The organism is Achromobacter sp. PD1 (assembly GCF_048541815.1).
Taxonomy (GTDB): Bacteria; Pseudomonadota; Gammaproteobacteria; order Burkholderiales; family Burkholderiaceae_B; genus Achromobacter; species Achromobacter bronchisepticus_A.
This window is the reverse complement of record NZ_CP183349.1, coordinates 397,263-414,861: the sequence shown is the minus strand read 5'-3', so window position 1 is coordinate 414,861 and position 17,599 is coordinate 397,263. Positions and strand designations below refer to the sequence as shown.

General features: G+C 66.7%; 17 protein-coding genes. 13 read left to right on the top strand and 4 right to left on the bottom strand.

The window, feature by feature from the left end; genetic code table 11:
* The first annotated feature begins 78 nt into the window (after window positions 1-78).
* The 6 genes from ACM1PE_RS01890 to ACM1PE_RS01865 are packed head-to-tail and all read left to right on the top strand — an operon-like array spanning window position 79 to window position 5,800.
* Window positions 79-948, top strand: coding sequence for an ABC transporter permease (locus ACM1PE_RS01890; RefSeq protein ID WP_059373811.1), 870 nt, complete (start codon window positions 79-81; stop codon window positions 946-948).
* A 2-nt stretch (window positions 949-950) separates the two neighbouring features.
* The gene (locus ACM1PE_RS01885; protein WP_419342462.1) at window positions 951-1,958 is read left to right on the top strand and encodes an ABC transporter ATP-binding protein; all 1,008 of its coding nucleotides are present in this window, start codon (window positions 951-953) and stop codon (window positions 1,956-1,958) included.
* Window positions 1,955-2,956, top strand: a complete 1,002-nt coding sequence (locus ACM1PE_RS01880; protein ID WP_059373809.1) for an ABC transporter ATP-binding protein — start codon at window positions 1,955-1,957, stop codon at window positions 2,954-2,956. Before ACM1PE_RS01885 ends, ACM1PE_RS01880 begins: the two co-directional genes overlap by 4 nt.
* Before the next feature lie 36 nt (window positions 2,957-2,992).
* Entirely contained in the window at window positions 2,993-3,865 is an 873-nt protein-coding gene (locus tag ACM1PE_RS01875; protein ID WP_054450103.1) for a MurR/RpiR family transcriptional regulator, read from the top strand.
* 13 nt (window positions 3,866-3,878) lie between these two features.
* Window positions 3,879-5,333, top strand: a complete 1,455-nt coding sequence (locus tag ACM1PE_RS01870) for an N-acyl-D-amino-acid deacylase family protein (protein ID WP_419342461.1) — start codon at window positions 3,879-3,881, stop codon at window positions 5,331-5,333.
* Window positions 5,334-5,386: 53 nt separating this feature from the next.
* On the top strand, window positions 5,387-5,800 hold the full coding sequence (locus ACM1PE_RS01865) for a RidA family protein (RefSeq protein WP_118931699.1): 414 nt from the start codon (window positions 5,387-5,389) through the stop codon (window positions 5,798-5,800).
* A gap of 46 nt (window positions 5,801-5,846) precedes the next feature.
* Here the strand turns inward: ACM1PE_RS01865 and lolA are convergent, their stop codons facing one another.
* Window positions 5,847-6,470 (bottom strand): outer membrane lipoprotein chaperone LolA, encoded by a 624-nt coding sequence (gene lolA, locus ACM1PE_RS01860; RefSeq protein WP_419342460.1) that lies wholly within the window; start codon window positions 6,468-6,470, stop codon window positions 5,847-5,849.
* Entirely contained in the window at window positions 6,470-8,854 is a 2,385-nt protein-coding gene (locus ACM1PE_RS01855; protein ID WP_419342459.1) for a DNA translocase FtsK, read from the bottom strand. The genes lolA and ACM1PE_RS01855 overlap by 1 nt, the downstream gene beginning before the upstream one ends.
* A gap of 42 nt (window positions 8,855-8,896) precedes the next feature.
* Between ACM1PE_RS01855 and trxB the strand changes: the two genes are divergently transcribed.
* Genes trxB through ACM1PE_RS01830 form a run of 5 tightly spaced genes read left to right on the top strand, consistent with a single transcriptional unit; the run spans window position 8,897 to window position 12,610 of the window.
* Window positions 8,897-9,856 (top strand): thioredoxin-disulfide reductase, encoded by a 960-nt coding sequence (trxB, locus tag ACM1PE_RS01850; protein WP_059373804.1) that lies wholly within the window; start codon window positions 8,897-8,899, stop codon window positions 9,854-9,856.
* Entirely contained in the window at window positions 9,843-10,511 is a 669-nt protein-coding gene (locus ACM1PE_RS01845; protein WP_419342458.1) for a Smr/MutS family protein, read from the top strand. Before trxB ends, ACM1PE_RS01845 begins: the two co-directional genes overlap by 14 nt.
* A complete protein-coding gene (locus ACM1PE_RS01840; protein ID WP_054450090.1) occupies window positions 10,508-10,837 on the top strand; it encodes a DMT family transporter in 330 nt (109 codons plus the stop codon). The genes ACM1PE_RS01845 and ACM1PE_RS01840 overlap by 4 nt, the downstream gene beginning before the upstream one ends.
* On the top strand, window positions 10,834-11,481 hold the full coding sequence (locus tag ACM1PE_RS01835; protein ID WP_419342457.1) for a hypothetical protein: 648 nt from the start codon (window positions 10,834-10,836) through the stop codon (window positions 11,479-11,481). The genes ACM1PE_RS01840 and ACM1PE_RS01835 overlap by 4 nt, the downstream gene beginning before the upstream one ends.
* Complete coding sequence (locus ACM1PE_RS01830; RefSeq protein WP_059373801.1) at window positions 11,468-12,610, top strand: hypothetical protein; 1,143 nt, start codon at window positions 11,468-11,470, stop codon at window positions 12,608-12,610. Before ACM1PE_RS01835 ends, ACM1PE_RS01830 begins: the two co-directional genes overlap by 14 nt.
* On the opposite strand, the gene ACM1PE_RS01825 is transcribed toward ACM1PE_RS01830, so the two are convergent.
* Both ACM1PE_RS01825 and ACM1PE_RS01820 read right to left on the bottom strand, forming a co-directional pair.
* A complete protein-coding gene (locus ACM1PE_RS01825; protein WP_059373800.1) occupies window positions 12,607-14,697 on the bottom strand; it encodes a sodium:solute symporter family protein in 2,091 nt (696 codons plus the stop codon). The genes ACM1PE_RS01830 and ACM1PE_RS01825 overlap by 4 nt on opposite strands.
* Complete coding sequence (locus tag ACM1PE_RS01820; RefSeq protein ID WP_059373799.1) at window positions 14,697-14,975, bottom strand: DUF4212 domain-containing protein; 279 nt, start codon at window positions 14,973-14,975, stop codon at window positions 14,697-14,699. Before ACM1PE_RS01820 ends, ACM1PE_RS01825 begins: the two co-directional genes overlap by 1 nt.
* 731 nt (window positions 14,976-15,706) lie before the next feature.
* Between ACM1PE_RS01820 and kdpF the strand changes: the two genes are divergently transcribed.
* Together kdpF and kdpA are read left to right on the top strand one after the other, a co-directional pair.
* Complete coding sequence (gene kdpF / locus ACM1PE_RS01815) at window positions 15,707-15,796, top strand: K(+)-transporting ATPase subunit F (RefSeq protein ID WP_013391886.1); 90 nt, start codon at window positions 15,707-15,709, stop codon at window positions 15,794-15,796.
* Window positions 15,796-17,598: a potassium-transporting ATPase subunit KdpA gene (gene kdpA, locus ACM1PE_RS01810; RefSeq protein WP_118931694.1), complete on the top strand. Its 1,803-nt coding sequence runs from the start codon at window positions 15,796-15,798 to the stop codon at window positions 17,596-17,598. The genes kdpF and kdpA overlap by 1 nt, the downstream gene beginning before the upstream one ends.
* The last annotated feature ends 1 nt before the right edge of the window (window position 17,599 follow it).

Genomic DNA, 17,599 nt, shown 5'->3' with positions numbered 1-17,599 from the left:
AAGGGGGCGCCGCCTGCGGCCCGGCAAAGCCGGCTCCGCGCGGCCCCGATTCGATGCACCGCAAGTGGAGCAATTGAAATGACAACCGGGACTACCGTGAATTCCGGAACCGACCGCTGGCAGGTCCTGCGCCTGCTGGTGTCGCGCAAGACCGTACTGATAAGCCTGATCGTGATCGTCGTGCTGGTCCTGGCCGCGCTGCTGGCGCCCTGGATCAGCCCCTACGATCCGTTCAAGCTGTCCATCATGAACCGGCTGAAGGCGCCGGGCGCCGCGCACTGGTTCGGCACCGATGACTTCGGCCGCGACGTGTTCAGCCGCGTCATCCACGGCGGCCGCCTGTCGCTGATGGTGGGCTTTTCCGTGGTGATCGTGTCCAGCATCCTGGGCATCGCGCTGGGTCTGATCGCGGGCTTCTTCCGCACGGCGGACAAGTTCGTGTCGCGCTTGATCGACGCCATGATGGCCTTTCCCGACATCCTGCTGGCGATCTCGCTGGTGGCCGCGCTGGGCCCGTCGCTGGTCAACGTGGTGATCGCGCTGGGCATCGTCTACACGCCGCGCCTGGCGCGCATCGTGCGCGCCTCGACCCTGGTGATCCGCGAGCTGCCCTTCGTCGAAGCCGCCCGCGCGCTGGGCGTGCCCACCTGGCGCATCGTCACCGTGCACGTGCTGCGCAACCTGGTGTCGCCCATCCTGGTGCAGGGCACGTTCATCTTCGCCTACGCGATCCTGGCCGAAGCCGGCCTGTCGTTCCTGGGCGTGGGCGTGTCGCCCGACATCCCCACCTGGGGCACCATGATCAACGCCGGGCAGCAGTACATGGGCTCGGCCGACTGGATCATGATCTTCCCCGGCATCGCCATCGTCCTGTCCGTGCTGTCGCTGCAACTGGTCGGCGACGGCCTGCGCGACGTCCTCGATCCGCGCCTGCGCAAGGAGCTGTAATCATGACCGCAAGCACCCGAGACGTCGTGCTTTCCGTGGAAGGGTTGAAGACCTGGTTCCACAGCCGCGACGGCATCGCCAAATCCGTGGACGGCGTGACCTTCGATCTGGCCCGCGGCGAAACGCTGGCCATCGTCGGCGAGTCCGGCTCCGGCAAGTCCGTGACCAGCCTGTCCATCATGGGCCTGCTGCCCAAGCCGGCGGGCCGCATCGAGGCCGGCAAGATCCTGTTCCGCGACCGCCAAGGCGTCCAGCACGACCTGGCCCAGGCCGCGCCCGCCACCCTGCGCAAGATCCGCGGCGCCGAAATCGCCATGATCTTCCAGGAGCCCATGACCAGCCTGAATCCGCTGTACACGGTGGGCGACCAGATCGCCGAAGCCGTGCTGCAGCACGAGGGCGGCTCCCACGACGCGGCCATGCGGCGCGCCCGTGAAATGCTGGAGCGCGTGGAAATCCCGGCGGCCGAGCGGCGCATCAACGAGTACCCGCACCAGATGTCGGGCGGCATGCGCCAGCGCGTGATGATCGCGCTGGCCCTGGCCTGCAACCCCGCCGTGCTGATCGCCGACGAGCCCACCACCGCGCTGGACGTGACCGTGCAGGCGCAGATCCTGGACCTGTTGCGGCGGCTGCAAGCCGAGATGAACATGAGCATCCTGTTCATCACGCACAACCTGGGCGTGGTGGCCGAGATCGCGCATCGCGTGGCGGTCATGTACGCGGGCCGCGTGGTCGAGGACGCCGGCGTCTACGACCTGTTCGAAAATCCCACGCACCCCTACACCCGCGGCCTGCTGTCCTGCATCCCCACGGCCGCCCTGCTGGCCTCCGGCGAACGGCTGCGCGCCATTCCGGGCAACGTACCCAGCGTGCTGTCGCTGCCGGCCGGCTGTACTTTCGCGCCGCGCTGCCCCCTGGCCGCCGACGACTGCCGCGCCGCCGTGCCCGAACTCCTGCCGGTGCAGACCGACCACCGCGCGCGCTGCATCAAGGTGAATCCGATATGACGAGTAGCCCCATTCCCATCCGCGCCGAAGAGCCGCTGGTGCGGATCCAGGACCTGAAGGTCCACTTCCCCACTTCGCAGGCGCGCAACGCCCCGATGGTGAAGGCCGTGGACGGCGTCAGCTTCGACGTGCCGCGCAATACCATCGTCGGCCTGGTCGGTGAATCCGGCTCCGGCAAGACCACCACCGGCCGCGCCCTGCTGCGGCTGTTCGCGCCCACCGCCGGCCGCATCCTGTTCGACGGCCAGGACATCACCAAGCTGTCCGAAAAGCAGATGCTGCCCTGGCGCCGCCGCATGCAGATCGTGTTCCAGGACCCCTACGCCAGCCTCAACCCCCGCATGACGGTGGCCGAGATCCTGGGCGAGGCGCTGGACACCCACCAGCTCGCCCAGAACCGCCGCATGGCCCGCATCGGCGAGCTGCTGGAACGCGTGGGCCTGAACGCGGACCACAGCCGCCGCTATCCGCACGAGTTCTCCGGCGGCCAGCGCCAGCGCATCGGCATCGCCCGCGCGCTGGCGGTCGAGCCAGATTTCATCGTGGCCGACGAGCCGGTGTCCGCGCTGGACGTGTCGGTGCAGGCGCAGGTGCTGAACCTGCTGCAGGACCTGCAGCGCGACCTGGGCCTGACCATGCTGTTCGTGGCCCACGACCTGGCGGTGGTGGACTACCTGTGCGACGAGGTCGTGGTGATGTACCTGGGCCGCGTCATGGAGCGCGGCCCGACCAGCGAGGTCTATGCGCGCCCCCGCCATCCCTATACCCGCGCGCTGCTCTCCGCCGCGCCGGTGCCGGACCCGCGCGCGCCGCGCTCGCGTATCCTGTTGAAGGGCGACATCCCCAGCCCGGTCAATCCGCCTTCCGGCTGCGTGTTCCGCACCCGCTGCCCCTACGCCATCGAAAGCTGCGCGACCACCGAGGCGCAGGCCGCCAACGTCGGCCCGGGCCACTATGTGGCGTGTTCGCGCATCGGCGACGCCGAGCTGGCCGCCTGATAGCCGCCCAGTCCAGAACAGACCCAGGAAGCCCACATGAACATCATCCGCGACATCGTCTTCCAGATACGCAGTCGGCGGGACTCGCTAAGCGTGACCGAACGCAAGGTCGCCGACGCCATCCTGGACGACATCATCTGGGGCGCCAGCGCCACCGTCGACCAGCTGGCGGCCAAGGCCGGCGTCAGCATCGCCACCATCTCGCGCTTCGCGCGCACGGTCGGCTGCGACGATACCCGCGACCTGAAGCTCAAGCTGGCCCAGGCCAGCACGGTGGGCAGCCGCTTCCTCGATCCCAGCGCGCCGACCGAGGAAAGCACCTTCTACGCCCGCATCTACGCCGACATCGAAAGCACGCTGCGCGCCCACCTGCCCAACTTCACCGAGCAGCTGTTCGAAGCGGCCGCCGGCATCGTCGACGGCGCGCGCATGATCTACGTCTTCGGCATGGGCGGCGCGTCGGCCGTGCTGGCACAGGAAGTGCAGTCGCGCCTGGTGCGCCTGGGCTACCCCATCGCCGTGTACAGCGACGCGGTGCTGCTGCGCATGGTCGCGGCCACCCTGGACGAGCGCGACGCGGTGCTGATCCTGTCGGCCTCGGGCCTTACGCCGGAAATCGTGGGCGCGGCCCGCATCGTCAAGCAGTACCAGGCGCGCATCGTCGCCATCACCGACGCGACCTCCGCCCTGGCCGAACTGGCCGACGTGGTGCTGCCCATCCGCACCGACGAAACCGACTTCATCTACAAGCCCTCGGCATCGCGCTACGCGATGATGCTGGCCATAGACCTGCTCTCGACCGAACTGGCCATGCTGAACCAGGAAGAAAATCGGGAGCGCCTGCGCCGCATCAAGCTGGCGCTGGACGAACACCGCGGCGGCCCGAACCGCCTGCCGCTGGGCGATTGAACTGGAACACAAGATGTACGACACCCTCATAGGCAATGTGCTGGTCCTGGACGGCACCAGCGAACCCGCCTACCGCGCCAGCGTGGCGCTGGCCGACGGCCGCATCGCCGCCATCGGCGACCTGCCGGGCGCGGCGGCGCGCCAGATCATCGATGGCACCCGCCTGGCGCTGGCCCCGGGTTTCATCGACGTGCACACCCATGACGACACCAACGTCATCCGCACGCCAGACATGCTGCCCAAGCTTTCCCAGGGCGTGACCACCGTGGTGGTGGGCAATTGCGGCATCAGCGCCTCGCCCGTGGCCCTGCGCGGCGAGCCGCCGGACCCGATGAACCTGCTGGGCGCCCGCGCCGACTTCAGCTACCCCACCTTCGCGGACTACACCCGCGCCATCGAAGCCGCGCGGCCCGCCGTGAACGTGGCAGCGCTGGTCGGCCATACCGCGCTGCGCAGCAACCACATGGACCGACTGGACCGCGCCGCCACGCGCGAGGAAGTGCTGGCCATGCGCGAGCAGCTGCGCGACGCGCTGGCCCATGGCGCCATTGGCCTGAGCACCGGCCTGGCCTATGCCTCCGCCTTCGACGCGGACACCGAAGAGGTCAAGCTGCTGGCCGAGGCGCTGGATGAATTCGGCGCGCTCTACACCACCCACCTGCGCTCCGAGTTCGCCGCCATCCTGGAGGCCATGCAGGAAGCCTTCGACATCGGCCAGCATGCCCGCGTGCCGGTGGTGGTGTCGCACCTGAAATGCGCCGGCGCCGGCAACTGGGGCCGCACGAAAGAAGTGCTGTCAGCGCTGGAAACCGCCGGCCGCCTGCAGCACGTGGGTTGCGACTGCTATCCCTATTCCGCCAGTTCGTCGACCCTGGACCTGAAGCAGGTCACGGACGAGTTCGACATCGACATCACCTGGTCCGTACCGCATCCGGAGCAGGCCCGCCGCAAGCTGGCCGACATCGCCGCCGACTGGGGCGTGACTTTGCTGGAAGCGGCCGCGCGCCTGCAGCCATCCGGCGCCGTGTACCGCAACATGCATGAAGACGACGTGCGCCGCGTGCTGTCGCACCGGCTCACCATGGTGGGTTCCGACGGCCTGCCCAACGACCCCATGCCGCACCCGCGGCTCTGGGGCGCGTTCCCGCGCGTGCTGGGCCACTACAGCCGCGATGTGGGGCTGTTCCCGCTGACCGAGGCCGTGCACAAGATGACGGGCCTGTCCGCGGCCCGCTTCGGCCTGGCCGAGCGCGGCCTGGTGCGCGAGGGCTACCACGCGGACCTGGTGCTGTTCGATCCGGCCACGGTCATCGACCGCGCCACCTTCGCCGCGCCGGTGCAGACCGCCGCCGGCATCGAGGCGGTCTGGGTCAATGGCGCGCTGTCCTACCGCCAGGGCGAGGCCACCGGCGACCGCGCCGGCCGCTGGCTGCCGCGCAGCGGCGACCTGCGCAAGAACTTCCAGTAAGCAACGGGCGAAAACCCGGCGCAAAACCGGCCATTCATTTCAAGGAGAGAACCATGAGCAATGCTCCCACCGCCGACAGCAACGGCATCACCCGCTACGGCGTCGCCGGCGGTACGGGCCAGGGCGGCTCGCACATGCCCTTCGCCCGCGCGGTCGCGGCCGACGGCTGGCTGCACGTGTCCGGCCAGGTGCCGATGGACAACGGCGAAGTCGTCGAAGGCGGCATCGTGACCCAGTCGCACAAGGCCATCCAGCAGGTGCTCGCCATCCTGAAGGAAGCCGGCTACGGCCCCGAACACGTCGTGCGCTGCGGCGTATGGCTGGACGACGCGCGCGATTTCGCGTCGTTCAACAAGGTGTTCAAGGAATACTTCGGCGAGAATCCGCCGGCCCGGGCCTGCGTGCAGTCGTCGTTGGTGGTGGACGCAAAAGTCGAGGTCGACTGCATCGCGTACAAACGTCCTTAAGCGGACGCCACATAAGAAAAAGCCTGGCGTTGCCAGGCTTTTTCCATCACATCTTCACTACATCCACACCCTTCGGCGCGACGAACTGGAATTCCTTGGCCGGCAGCTGCGGGTTGGCGGCAATGCCGGACAGGTCCACGCGGGTGGTTTGTCCAAACGAATCCAGCAGCTCCACGCGCACCGGCAGATTGTCCTTCATGCCGATGTCCACGCGCGAAAAGCCCGCATCGGCGGTGCGCGGCTTGGCGCGCAGCCAATCGATCCCGTCCTTGGACGGCAGGGCCGAAACGTCGAACGACTGCTCCAGCGAACCCGAGCCGAACAGGATGGCGGCAGGCGAGGTGCCGATGGCGGCATCGACCTTGCGCTCGGTCACCTGGGCCAGGTCCGGATCGAACTGGAACACCTGGCGGCCGTCCGACACCACCAGCTGTTCATAAGGCTTCTGCACCGCCCACTTGAACTTGCCGGGACGCTGGAACGAGAACACGCCGGTCTGGGCGGGCTGCGTGCGGCCCTGGTTGTTCACCGTGTATTGCGAAAACGAGCCCGTGGCCGCGGTCACGGTAGCCACGAAAGCGCGCAGCTGCTCCTGCGCGCTGGCGGCGAACACCATGGCGGGCGCCAGGCTCAGGGCCGCCATGGCGGCCAGTCGACGGAACATCTTCATCAAGCTTCCTCTCGGGCGGCAGCGGCCGCGGGAACAAGGATCTCGCGGTTGCCATTGGACTGCATCGCCGACACCATACCCGATTGCTCCATCTGCTCCAGTAACCGGGCCGCACGGTTGTAACCAATGCGCAGGTGGCGCTGCACCAGCGAGATGGACGCGCGGCGGTGCTTGAGCACCACCTCGCAAGCCTGGTCGTACATCGGGTCGGATTCGGCGTCGCCGCCGATGCCGGTGACGCTGCTGGCGCCTTCGCCCGCGTCCCCATCCAGGCCGCCTTCCAGCAGGCCTTCGATGTAGTTGGGTTCGCCCTGCGCCTTGAGGCTTTCCACCACGCGATGCACTTCGTCATCGCTGCAGAACGCGCCGTGCACACGCACCGGCAGGCCGGTGCCTGGCGGCATGTAAAGCATGTCGCCCTGGCCCAGCAGGGTTTCGGCGCCCATCTGATCCAAAATGGTGCGCGAGTCGATCTTGGACGACACCTGGAAGGCGATGCGCGTCGGGATGTTGGCCTTGATCAGGCCGGTGATGACGTCCACGCTGGGACGCTGCGTGGCCAGGATGAGGTGGATGCCGGCGGCGCGCGCCTTCTGCGCCAGGCGGGCGATCAGCTCTTCGATCTTCTTGCCCACCACCATCATCAGGTCGGCAAGTTCGTCGATGACCACCACGATGGTGGGCAGCGGCGACAGCGGCTCCGGCGCGTCCGGGGTCAGCGAGAACGGATTCGGAATGGGTTCCTCGCGCTTGATGGCGTCGCGTATCTTGGTGTTGTAGCCCGCCAGGTTGCGCACGCCCATCTTGCTCATCAGGCGGTAGCGTTTTTCCATTTCGCCCACGCACCAGTTCAGCGCGTTGGAGGCCTGGCGCATGTCCGTGACCACCGGCGCCAGCAGGTGCGGAATGCCTTCGTAGACGCTCATTTCGAGCATCTTCGGATCGATCAGGATCAGCCGGGTGTGGGACGCGTCCGCCTTGTACAGCAGCGACAGGATCATGGCGTTGATCCCCACGGACTTGCCCGAACCGGTGGTGCCCGCCACCAGCAGGTGGGGCATCTTGGCCAAGTCGGCCACCACCGGGTTGCCGGCGATGTCCTTGCCCAGCGCCATCGTCACGACGGAATGGCTGGCGTGATAGGTTTGCGAGCCCAGGATCTCGGACAGGCGCACCATCTGGCGGCGCGGGTTGGGCAATTCCAGCCCCATCAGGTTCTTGCCCGGAATGGTTTCCACCACCCGGATGCTGACCAGGCTGAGCGCGCGCGCCAGGTCCTTGGCCAGGTTGACGATCTGGCTGCCCTTCACGCCCGTGGCGGGCTCGATCTCGTAGCGCGTAATGACCGGGCCGGCCTGCGCCGCCACCACGGTGACCGACACGCCGAAGTCGGCCAGCTTCTTTTCGATCAGGCGCGAGGTGAATTCGATGGTTTCGGCCGACACCGTTTCCTGGTTGGTCAGGGGCGGATCCAGCAGGCTGATCGCCGGCAGGTCGCCTTCGGCGCCGCCCGAGGGCGCGAAGAACAGCGATTGCTGCTTTTCCTTTTCGACCCGTTCGGACTTGGGTACCACGGTAATCGCGGGTTCGATCCGCACCGGCTGCTCGTGGACCAGCTTTTCCTGCTTGGCCACGACCTGTTCGGTGCGCACGGCCTTGGCGACCTCGCCGACCTTGCGGTCTTCGCGGGCGGCGTAGAAATCGCGCACGCGGCGCACCAGGCCTTCCAGCCACGAGCCCACGCGTTCAGCGATGGACAGCCAGGAAAACGAGAAGAACAGGCTCAGGCCGATGGCCAGCATGACCAGGAAAGCCAGCGTGCTGCCGGTGAAGCCGATGCTGCGGCCGATCAGGTCGGCCAGCGTCTGGCCGATCACGCCGCCCGCGCCGCTGGTGTTCTCGGAGGCGCCGGGCAGATGCGTGCCGCGGCTGGCCAGGCGCAGGGCTTCCATGCCCAGCGACCCCACCAGCAACAGGAAGAAACCGATGCCCTCTTCCCAGTGGACACGGGGCAACACTTCCGGCTGCTTACTATTGGTAACGCGAAGATGGCTGGCCAGGCGGCGGTAGCCCGCGCGCACCCGGTGCAGCAGCAGGATCACCCACCACCAGGCGGAAAAGCCGAACAGATAGAGCAGGATGTCCGCCAGATAGGCGCCCAGGGTCCCGCCCTTGTTGTGGATGGCGCCGGCGGGGACGGAATGCGACCAGCCGGGGTCGGCCGCGTTCCAGGTGGCCAGCACCAGCGTCAGCCAGGCCGCCAGGGCGGCGAAGAGGATCCAGCGGGCTTCGCGCAGCAACGCGGACAAGCGCGTCTGCAGGGGGGAAGGCCCGTTACGGGTGTTGCGCGAGGCGCGCGGAGAAGCAGTCGAGATACGCGGCATGCGGCTCATTATAATTGGGCGTTAACCTAAAGATACCCGCCCATGTCCACGCCCAAGCACGCTAAAGTTTTGATACTCGGTTCCGGCCCTGCCGGTTACACGGCGGCCGTCTATGCGGCACGCGCCAATCTGAGCCCTGTTCTTGTTACAGGTCTGGCCCAAGGCGGCCAGCTCATGACCACCACGGACGTCGACAACTGGCCGGCGGACGCGGAGGGCGTGCAGGGTCCGGACCTGATGCAGCGCTTCCAGAAGCACGCCGAACGTTTCAACACCGAAATGATCTTCGACCACATTGCCAAGGTCGATGTGTCCAAGCGCCCGTTCACCCTCACGGGCGACACCGGCAAGATCTACACCTGCGACGCGCTCATCATCGCCACCGGCGCCTCGGCCAAGTACCTCGGCCTGCCGTCTGAAGAGACCTTCATGGGCCGCGGCGTGTCCGGCTGCGCCACCTGCGACGGCTTCTTCTACCGCAACCAGGACGTGGTCGTGGTCGGCGGCGGCAATACCGCCGTGGAAGAAGCGCTGTACCTGTCGAACATCTGCCGCAAGGTCACCCTGATCCACCGCCGCGACAAGTTCCGCGCCGAGCCCATCCTGGTCGACAAGCTCATGAGCAAGGTCGAGAACGGCAACATGGAACTCAAGCTGTTCCATACGCTGGAAGAAGTGCTGGGCGACGACAGCGGCGTCACCGGCGTGCGCGTGCGCCACGTCGACACTGGCGTAACCGAGGACATGGCGGCCACCGGCGCGTTCATCGCCATCGGCCACCAGCCCAACACCGAAATCTTCCAGGGCCAGCTGGAAATGAAGGACGGCTACATCGTCACCAAGAGCGGCCTGTCCGGCATGGCCACGATGACCTCGGTCCCCGGCGTATTCGCCGCCGGCGATGTGCAGGACCACGTCTACCGCCAGGCCATCACCAGCGCCGGCACCGGCTGCATGGCCGCGCTGGACGCACAACGGTGGCTGGAGAATGCGGGGCAGTAAGGTCGGCCTGGCCGACCTGAAACGCCTGAAGAAAGACCTGCAGGCCGAGCGCGAACGCGCCGCCCTGGCCCAACGGGTGGCGGTGCTAAAAAAAGCGGATACCGCCCCCGTTGACGACATGGCGGCGTTCAAGCGCACCATGCAGTCAGTCACGCCGATCAAGCAGGCCGCCCGGGTGGAGCACAAGCCCGTGGCGCAGCCCGCGCCCGCGCTGCGCCGCGCCAACGCGCTGGGCGAAACCCCCACGCGCGCCGATGCCGGCGTCTCCGACGGCGGCGAAATCACGCATCTGCTATCCGAAGGCGGCACCGCCTTCGTACGCAGCGACGCCGCGCCCGACACCGCGCGCAACCTGCGCCGCGGCCAATGGCGCGCCGGCGCCGAACTGGACCTGCATGGCCTGCGGGTGGAACAGGCCCGCCATGCCCTGCTGTCGTTCCTGGACGAATGCCAGGAGCACGGCATCCGCTGCGTGCGCATCGTCCACGGCAAGGGCTATGGCTCGCAGGGGCTGGAGCCGGTGCTCAAGGACAAGGCCCGCACCTGGCTGGTGCAGAAGAGCGAAGTCCTGGCGTTTTCCGAAGCGCCCGAGCGCGAAGGCGGCGCGGGCGCCCTGCTGGTGCTGCTGCGGCAATCCGAGGGAACACGCAAATGAAGTGGCTCTACCTGGGCATAGCCATCATCGCGGAGATCTTCGCCACCAGCGCGCTCAAGGGGTCCGAAGGCTTCACCCGCCTGGCGCCGTCCATCGTGACGGTGTTCGGCTACCTGATTTCGTTCTATTTCCTGTCGCTGACGCTGCGCGAGATCCCGGTGGGCATCGCCTACGCCATCTGGTCCGGCGTGGGCATCGTGCTGATTTCCATCGTCGGCGCGGTGCTGTTCAAACAGCACCTGGACACGCCGGCGCTCATCGGCATCGGCCTCATCATCGCCGGCGTGGTGGTGATGAACGTCTTCTCGAAATCCGTTTCGCATTGAAGCCCCGCGACGGGTCAACGGCGAGTTCCCGGATCCGCCGCTGGCTGGCGGCCTGGCTGTGCCTGGGCTGCCTGGGCCTGCTGCCGGCCGGCCATGCCCTGGCCCAGGAGTTCAACCGCGCGGCCGAGCTCGCGCGCTACCGGACCTGGCTGGGCGCTTTCAAGCAGGACCTGGACCAGTTGTCCGCCATGCCCGGCCCCTTGTCGCAAGCCCAGCTGGAAGCGATGTTCGCCCGCACGGTGGTGCCCGGCTCGCGCGGCGCGGGGTTCATCCGCCAAGCGTTCACGCAGCGTGGCAGTGAAGGCGCCTACTTTCCGAAATCCGGCCCGCGCGCCGTGCTCATGGCCGTGCTGGACAGCGCCATCCCGGCCGGCCAGGGCGGCTTGTATCCGGAAACGGATGCGGCCCTGAACGTCGCGGACCTGACCGTCTGGTACCTGCATGTGGATGTCGGCGACATGACCAATACCTACCTGCTGTCGGGCGAACACTTCACACCCTACAGACTGCCGCCTCCAGGCAAGCTGGAACGCAACGCCTATCCCTTCCTGCTGATGGACACGCGCGATGACGCCTTGCGCCTGGGCGGGATCAGCAGCGAACTCTGGGGGCTGATCGCCTACCTGCACAATGCGGCACTCTGATTCCGCACGGCGTCTGCTTGCGCTGACCGCGCTTTCCCTTGCACCGGGGCTGGCCAGTGCGCTGTGCGAACCGCTGGCCGCGTCCGCGCAGCGCCACACCGGGGTAATGGACATTTCCCTGGACGACACCAATACCTTGCTGGCGCTGGACGGCTCGCGCATCCGCTCATGGTTGCCTGGCGTCGCCATCGACGCCGGCGAGCGCGCCTTGGCCACCATATGGGCAGAACGGGTGGACTGGTCCGTCTACGCCGCCGCGCCGGACGCCCGCATCGGCGTCACCATGCTGCGCTGGGAAAGCGCCCCCGACGGCCGCCAACATTTGTGCGGCATCGCCCGTTACAGCGCCGGCGCCGTGCACGAAGCCCGCGCGTCGGGCAAGGCCGCGCTGCCCCCGCCAGACGCCGAAACGCGCTTCTACTATGACGCCGCCGGTCGGTTGACTGGCTACGAGGAACGTTCGCGCGCCTGGGACGGCCGCCGCAACCGGCCGGCGCGCTATTGCCTGCGCTACGACACCCACGGTTGGCTGGCCGAGCTGGGCGCCAACGATTGCGCGGCGCCTTCCCGGCCCATGACCCGCTACGTGCATGACGCCGCGGGCCGGCTGTTGCGCACGATTTCCTATCAAGACAAATCCGAAGATGCGTTCGAAGTCGTGACGCATGACGCTCAGGGCCGCAGGGCGCAGCGCTACTTGCGCCAGCGGACGGCGTGGGCGGACGGACCTGCCGTTCTGGGACTGCCCTACCGCGCAAGCCAGGACCCCTACGCCTCCCTGGTGCTGCCCGGCCCCGCCTGGGAAGCGCCCGAGCTGGACTCGTACAACTACGACTGGGCCATCGTGCAGCCCAAGAAGACGGCCGAGGGGGTTGCCAGCATCTATGCCGCCAAGCGGGATCCCTCGCAGATATTGGCGCAAGGCAACAGCGGCGACCAGCGGCGATTCATCATGACCGCCGCGCAACGCAAGCGAATCTGGGAGGCGGCCGGCAAGACGCCGGGCGGCGTGCAATGGCTATGGGCGCCCGGCCAGACCTATACCTTGCTGCAAGCCATGCCCGCGGCGGCATGGGCTTCCTGCATCGATCCGGAAAACCGGAACGCCAACGCCTGCGGAACGCCTTAGCCGCGTTCGCCCTGCGGCTTGGGCGCGCCCGGATGGCGCAGGTAGTCCACCAGCGCCAGCGTGGCGCGGTCCGGCGGCGGCGTCAGCAGCGACACCACGATGATCGTCAGGAAAGCCACCGGCGCGCCGAACACGCCCGCCGCGATCGGCTGGATGCCCCACCACAGGTCCACGGGCTGGGTGCGTGAAATGCCCAGCACCCATTCGCGCAACCAGGGATGCGTGTGCGTCATGTAGGCGAACGTCGCCGCCAGCCCGGCCGCCATGCCCAGCGTCGCGCCCCATTTGTTGGCGCGGCGCCAGAACACGCCCATGACCAACGCCGGGAAAAAGGATGACGCCGCAAAGGAAAACGCGGCCGACACCATGAAAAGAATGTCCGCGGGCTTGCGCGCCGCCACCCAGGCGGCGCCGAAGGCCACCAGCAGCAGCAGAATCTTGGACACCATCACGCGGCGCGCCGCCGACATGCGCGGCGACACCATGCGATACCACATGTCGTGCGACAGGGAGTTGGACAGGGTCAGCAACAGGCCGTCGGCGGTGGACAACGCCGCGGCCAGCCCGCCCGCCGCCACCAGGGCCGATATCACGTAGGGCAGTCCGCCGATTTCCGGCATGGCCAGCACCACCACGTCGGCGCCCATGCTGATCTCGCTCAACTGCACGATGCCGTCGCGGTTGACGTCGGTCACGTCCAGCAGATTGCTGTCGACGGCGCTCCAGGCATGCACCCAGTTGGGCAGGCTGAGAAAGCTGGACCCCACCACCTGGGTATAGACCTCGTACTTCACCAGCAGCGCCAGCGCCGGCGCCATGAAATACAGCAGCAGGATGAACAGCAGCGACCAGCACACCGATTTGCGCGCCTCGATGACCGAGGGCGTCGTGTATGAACGCATCAGGATGTGCGGCATGCCCGCAGTGCCCAGCATCAGGCAAAGCACCAGCGCCAGGAAATTGACGCGCATGTTGCGCTGCTCTTCTGGATCCTTGGACGGAAACGGTTCCGCATGCGGCGTGGCCGGCGCCGCTCGCGCCTCGAACGCGGCCTTGGCCTGCGCCCAGGCGATACGCGCCTCTTCCACGCCGGCGGGATAGCCGGCCAGCTCGCGCTCTGCCGAGCGGATCTCGACCATGGGCGCATCGTTCGCAGTCAACTGCGCCAGCCGGCTGCGCAGCTTGTCCTTTTCCAGCGTCCAGGATTCGGGCAATGCCGCCATCCGGCGGCCCATCTCGTCGGCGCGCTCCTGCCACAGCCTGCGCACCTCGATTTCGGACGGGTCGTTCTGCAGGTAGACCTCTTTTTCGGTCACCTGCTGCAGCACCACGCCGGCCGACAGCTGCGGCACGGGCATATTGGTGTGCTTGATGGACAGCCAGACCACCGGCACCAGATAGGCGATGACCAGGATGATGTACTGCCCCACCTGCGTCCAGGTGACTGCGCGCATGCCGCCCAGGAACGAACAGACCAGCATGCCGCCCAGCGCCACGAAGATGCCGAGCTCGAAGGAGATGCCGGTCATGCGCGTGGTGATGATGCCCACGCCGTAGATCTGCGCCACCAGGTAGGTGAAGGAACAGAGTATGGCGCAGGCCACGCCCGCCAGGCGCGGCATATTGCCGCCATAGCGCGCGCCCATGAAGTCGGGAATGGTGTATTGGCCGAAGCGGCGCAGATAAGGCGCCAGCAGCATCGCCACCAGCACATAGCCGCCGGTCCAGCCCATGATGTAGGCCAGCCCACCATAGCCCGTCAGGTAGAGCGTGCCGGCCACGCCGATGAAGGAGGCCACCGACATCCAGTCGGCGGCCGTGGCCATGCCGTTGTAGATCGCGGGCACCCGCCGGCCCGCCACGTAGTACTCCACCTGATCCGAGGTCCGGCAGACGATGCCGATGCCGGCGTACAGGCTGACCGTGACCAGCAGGAACACATAGCCGATCCAGTTGCGCGGCATGCCCAGGATCTCGGCCAGCGCCATCAACAGGATCATCAACGCGAATCCCGCCGTGTACAGCACGTAGATGCGGCGCAACCGGACTCTGAATTGCTGGGGCGTGTCTCCGCTGAAAAACGGCATCAGCGGTGCCCTCCCACGTCTTCGGAGCGCTCATCGGCGCGATTCATGATCCGGGCGTAGATGCCGATGATGACCAGGTAGGCCAGCGGCGCGCCATAGGCGGCCATCCAGAACGCGAACGGCCAGCCGATGAAATCGAAATTCAGGCTGCGGGCAAAAAAAGCGGGAATGAAGGTCAGTGCGGCCCATACGACGAGCAACACCAGGATCAGCCACAAGTTGCGGCGCCAATAGGGAGTCGTGGCGGGTGTCGAGGATGAAAGGCGCGATTCCGACATAGCTGGGATGAGCGAACCCTGTCTGATTATCGCGAAACGCGGCGCTTGAAAAGCCTTTGCGCTTGAAATGCCGGCTTTTTATGCGACAACGGCTGGCACTACCTGGTGCCAGCCGTTGTGCGTTTTGCTTTTTTTGGGTACTGCTTTACTTTTTTTATGTACCGGTGCCGCCGGTATTTGCCCATGCAGGGCTTTGTCTCCTCACCTGCATGGGAAGAGATTCTGCACCAGATGCGGGATTGTCACACTAGGGGAATGCCCTAAGAAGGAGCATTCATTTACATATTTCCCGCACTATATTGGTGCAATATAGGTTTCGGGTTCTAAATATTGGGATTTTTCGGCCGTCTTGCGGCCATTCCTGACCCCGCCTGCCTGGCCCCCGCTTCCCGCCGCTTGGCAGCTCCGGCTTGGGCCCGCGACCGTGCGCGCGCCATGCCCGCCTTCGGGCGGCTGCGAGAACCTGGCCCCATTTACGTTTCATTTACACCCCCCTCCCAAACGTATACCCCGTTTTTACCCCCCGCTCCGTAACCTGCCGGTGTCCTGATTGGTCACTACGCCTGCCCGGCGCGCATCCCTATTTGCCGTGCAGGCCCGTCGTTCGAAGGGAGCGCCGCTCCCGGGAGGAAAAACGTGGATGCCTTGTATATCGCCATCTTTGCCGTCATGGCCGGGCTGACCTTCGCCCTGCTGCGGTTCTGCGAAACCTTGTCTGCGGGAGAGCAGCAATGAACTGGCTCTATTGGCTGAGCGGCCTGACGGCCGCCCTGTTGTTCGTGTACCTGCTGGTCGCGCTGTTCAAACCGGAGAAATTCTGATGACCGCCGAATTCGTCGGATTGCTGGTCGTATACCTGGCAGTCCTGCTCGCGATCGCGCCCCTGCTCGGGCGCTACATCCGTATCGCCATGGAAAACGGGCAGTCCCGGCTGACCGCCTGGGGCCGCCCCATCGAGCGCGGCATCTACCGGCTGGCGGGCATAGACCCGCAGGCCGAGATGGGCTGGAAGCGCTACGCCGTGGCGGTGCTGACCTTCAACATCATCGGCATCGCGGCCGTCTACGCCCTGCAGCGCCTGCAGGGCGTGCTGCCGCTCAATCCTGCCGGCATGGGTGCGGTGTCGCCGGACTCTGCCCTGAACACCGCCATCAGCTTCGTGGCCAATACCAACTGGCAAGGCTATGGCGGCGAATCGACGATGAGCTACCTGACGCAGATGCTGGCGCTGACGGTGCAGAACTTCGTCTCGGCCGCCACCGGCATCGCCGTGCTGTTCGCGCTGATCCGCGGCCTGTCGCGCCATTGCTCGGCCACCGTGGGCAACTTCTGGACCGACATGGTACGCAGCACGCTGTACGTGCTGCTGCCGCTGTCCCTGGTCCTGGCGCTGGCGCTCGTCAGCCAGGGCGTGATCCAGAATTTCAGCCCCTACCAGGAAGTCCAGACGGTCGAAGCCGTGCACTACGACCAGCCTCGCGTGGACGCGCAGGGCCAGCCCGTGCTGGACGCCCAGGGACAGGCAGTGACCGATCCCGCCGTCAGCAAGACCCAGACCCTGGCGATGGGTCCGGTCGCTTCGCAGGAATCGATCAAGCTGCTGGGTACCAACGGCGGCGGCTTCTTCAACGCCAACTCCGCGCATCCGTTTGAGAACCCCACGCCGCTGGCCAACTTCCTGGAGATGCTGGCCATCCTGGCGATTCCCGCCGCGCTGTGCTTTTCGTTTGGCGAGATGGTGGGCAGCCGGCGCCAGGGCATCGCGATCCTGGCGGCCATGACCGTGCTGTTCGCGGTGTTCGCCCTGTCCGCCGCCTACTTCGAACAGCAGCCCAATCCCATGGCGGCCCAGGCCGGCGCCGACAGCGCGCTCAGCGCGTTCTCGCCGGGCGGCAACATGGAAGGCAAGGAAACCCGCTTCGGCATCGCCGCCACCTCGCTGTTCGCCACCGTCACCACGGCAGCGTCCTGCGGCGCGGTCAACGGCATGCACGATTCGCTCAACGCCATGGGCGGCCTGACGCCGATGCTGTTGATGCAATTGGGCGAGGTGGTCTTCGGCGGCGTGGGTTCGGGCCTGTACGGCATGCTGGCCTTCGCCATCCTGGGCGTCTTCATCGCCGGGCTGATGATAGGCCGCACCCCGGAATACCTGGGCAAGAAGATCGAAGCCTACGACATGAAGATGGTCTCCATCGTCATCCTGGCGACCCCGCTGCTGGTGCTGGTCGGCACGGCGCTGGCGGTCTCGGTGCCGGCCGGCCAGGCTGGTGTGCTCAATCCAGGCATCCACGGTTTCTCCGAAATCCTCTATGGCCTGACGTCGGCCGCCAACAACAACGGCAGCGCCTTCGCCGGGCTGTCCGCCAACACGCCCTTCTACAACGTGCTGCTGGGCATCGCCATGTGGTTCGGCCGCTTCGCCATCATCGTCGCCATCCTGGCGATGGCCGGCTCGCTGGCCGCCAAGCGCCGCCTGCCCGCCGGCCCCGGCAGCATGCCCACCACCGGCCCGCTGTTCGTGGTGCTGCTGATCGGCGCGGTACTGCTGGTGGGCGCTTTGACGTATGTGCCCGCGCTGGCATTGGGTCCTGTCGCAGAACATCTGCAAGTGAAAGGCTAGG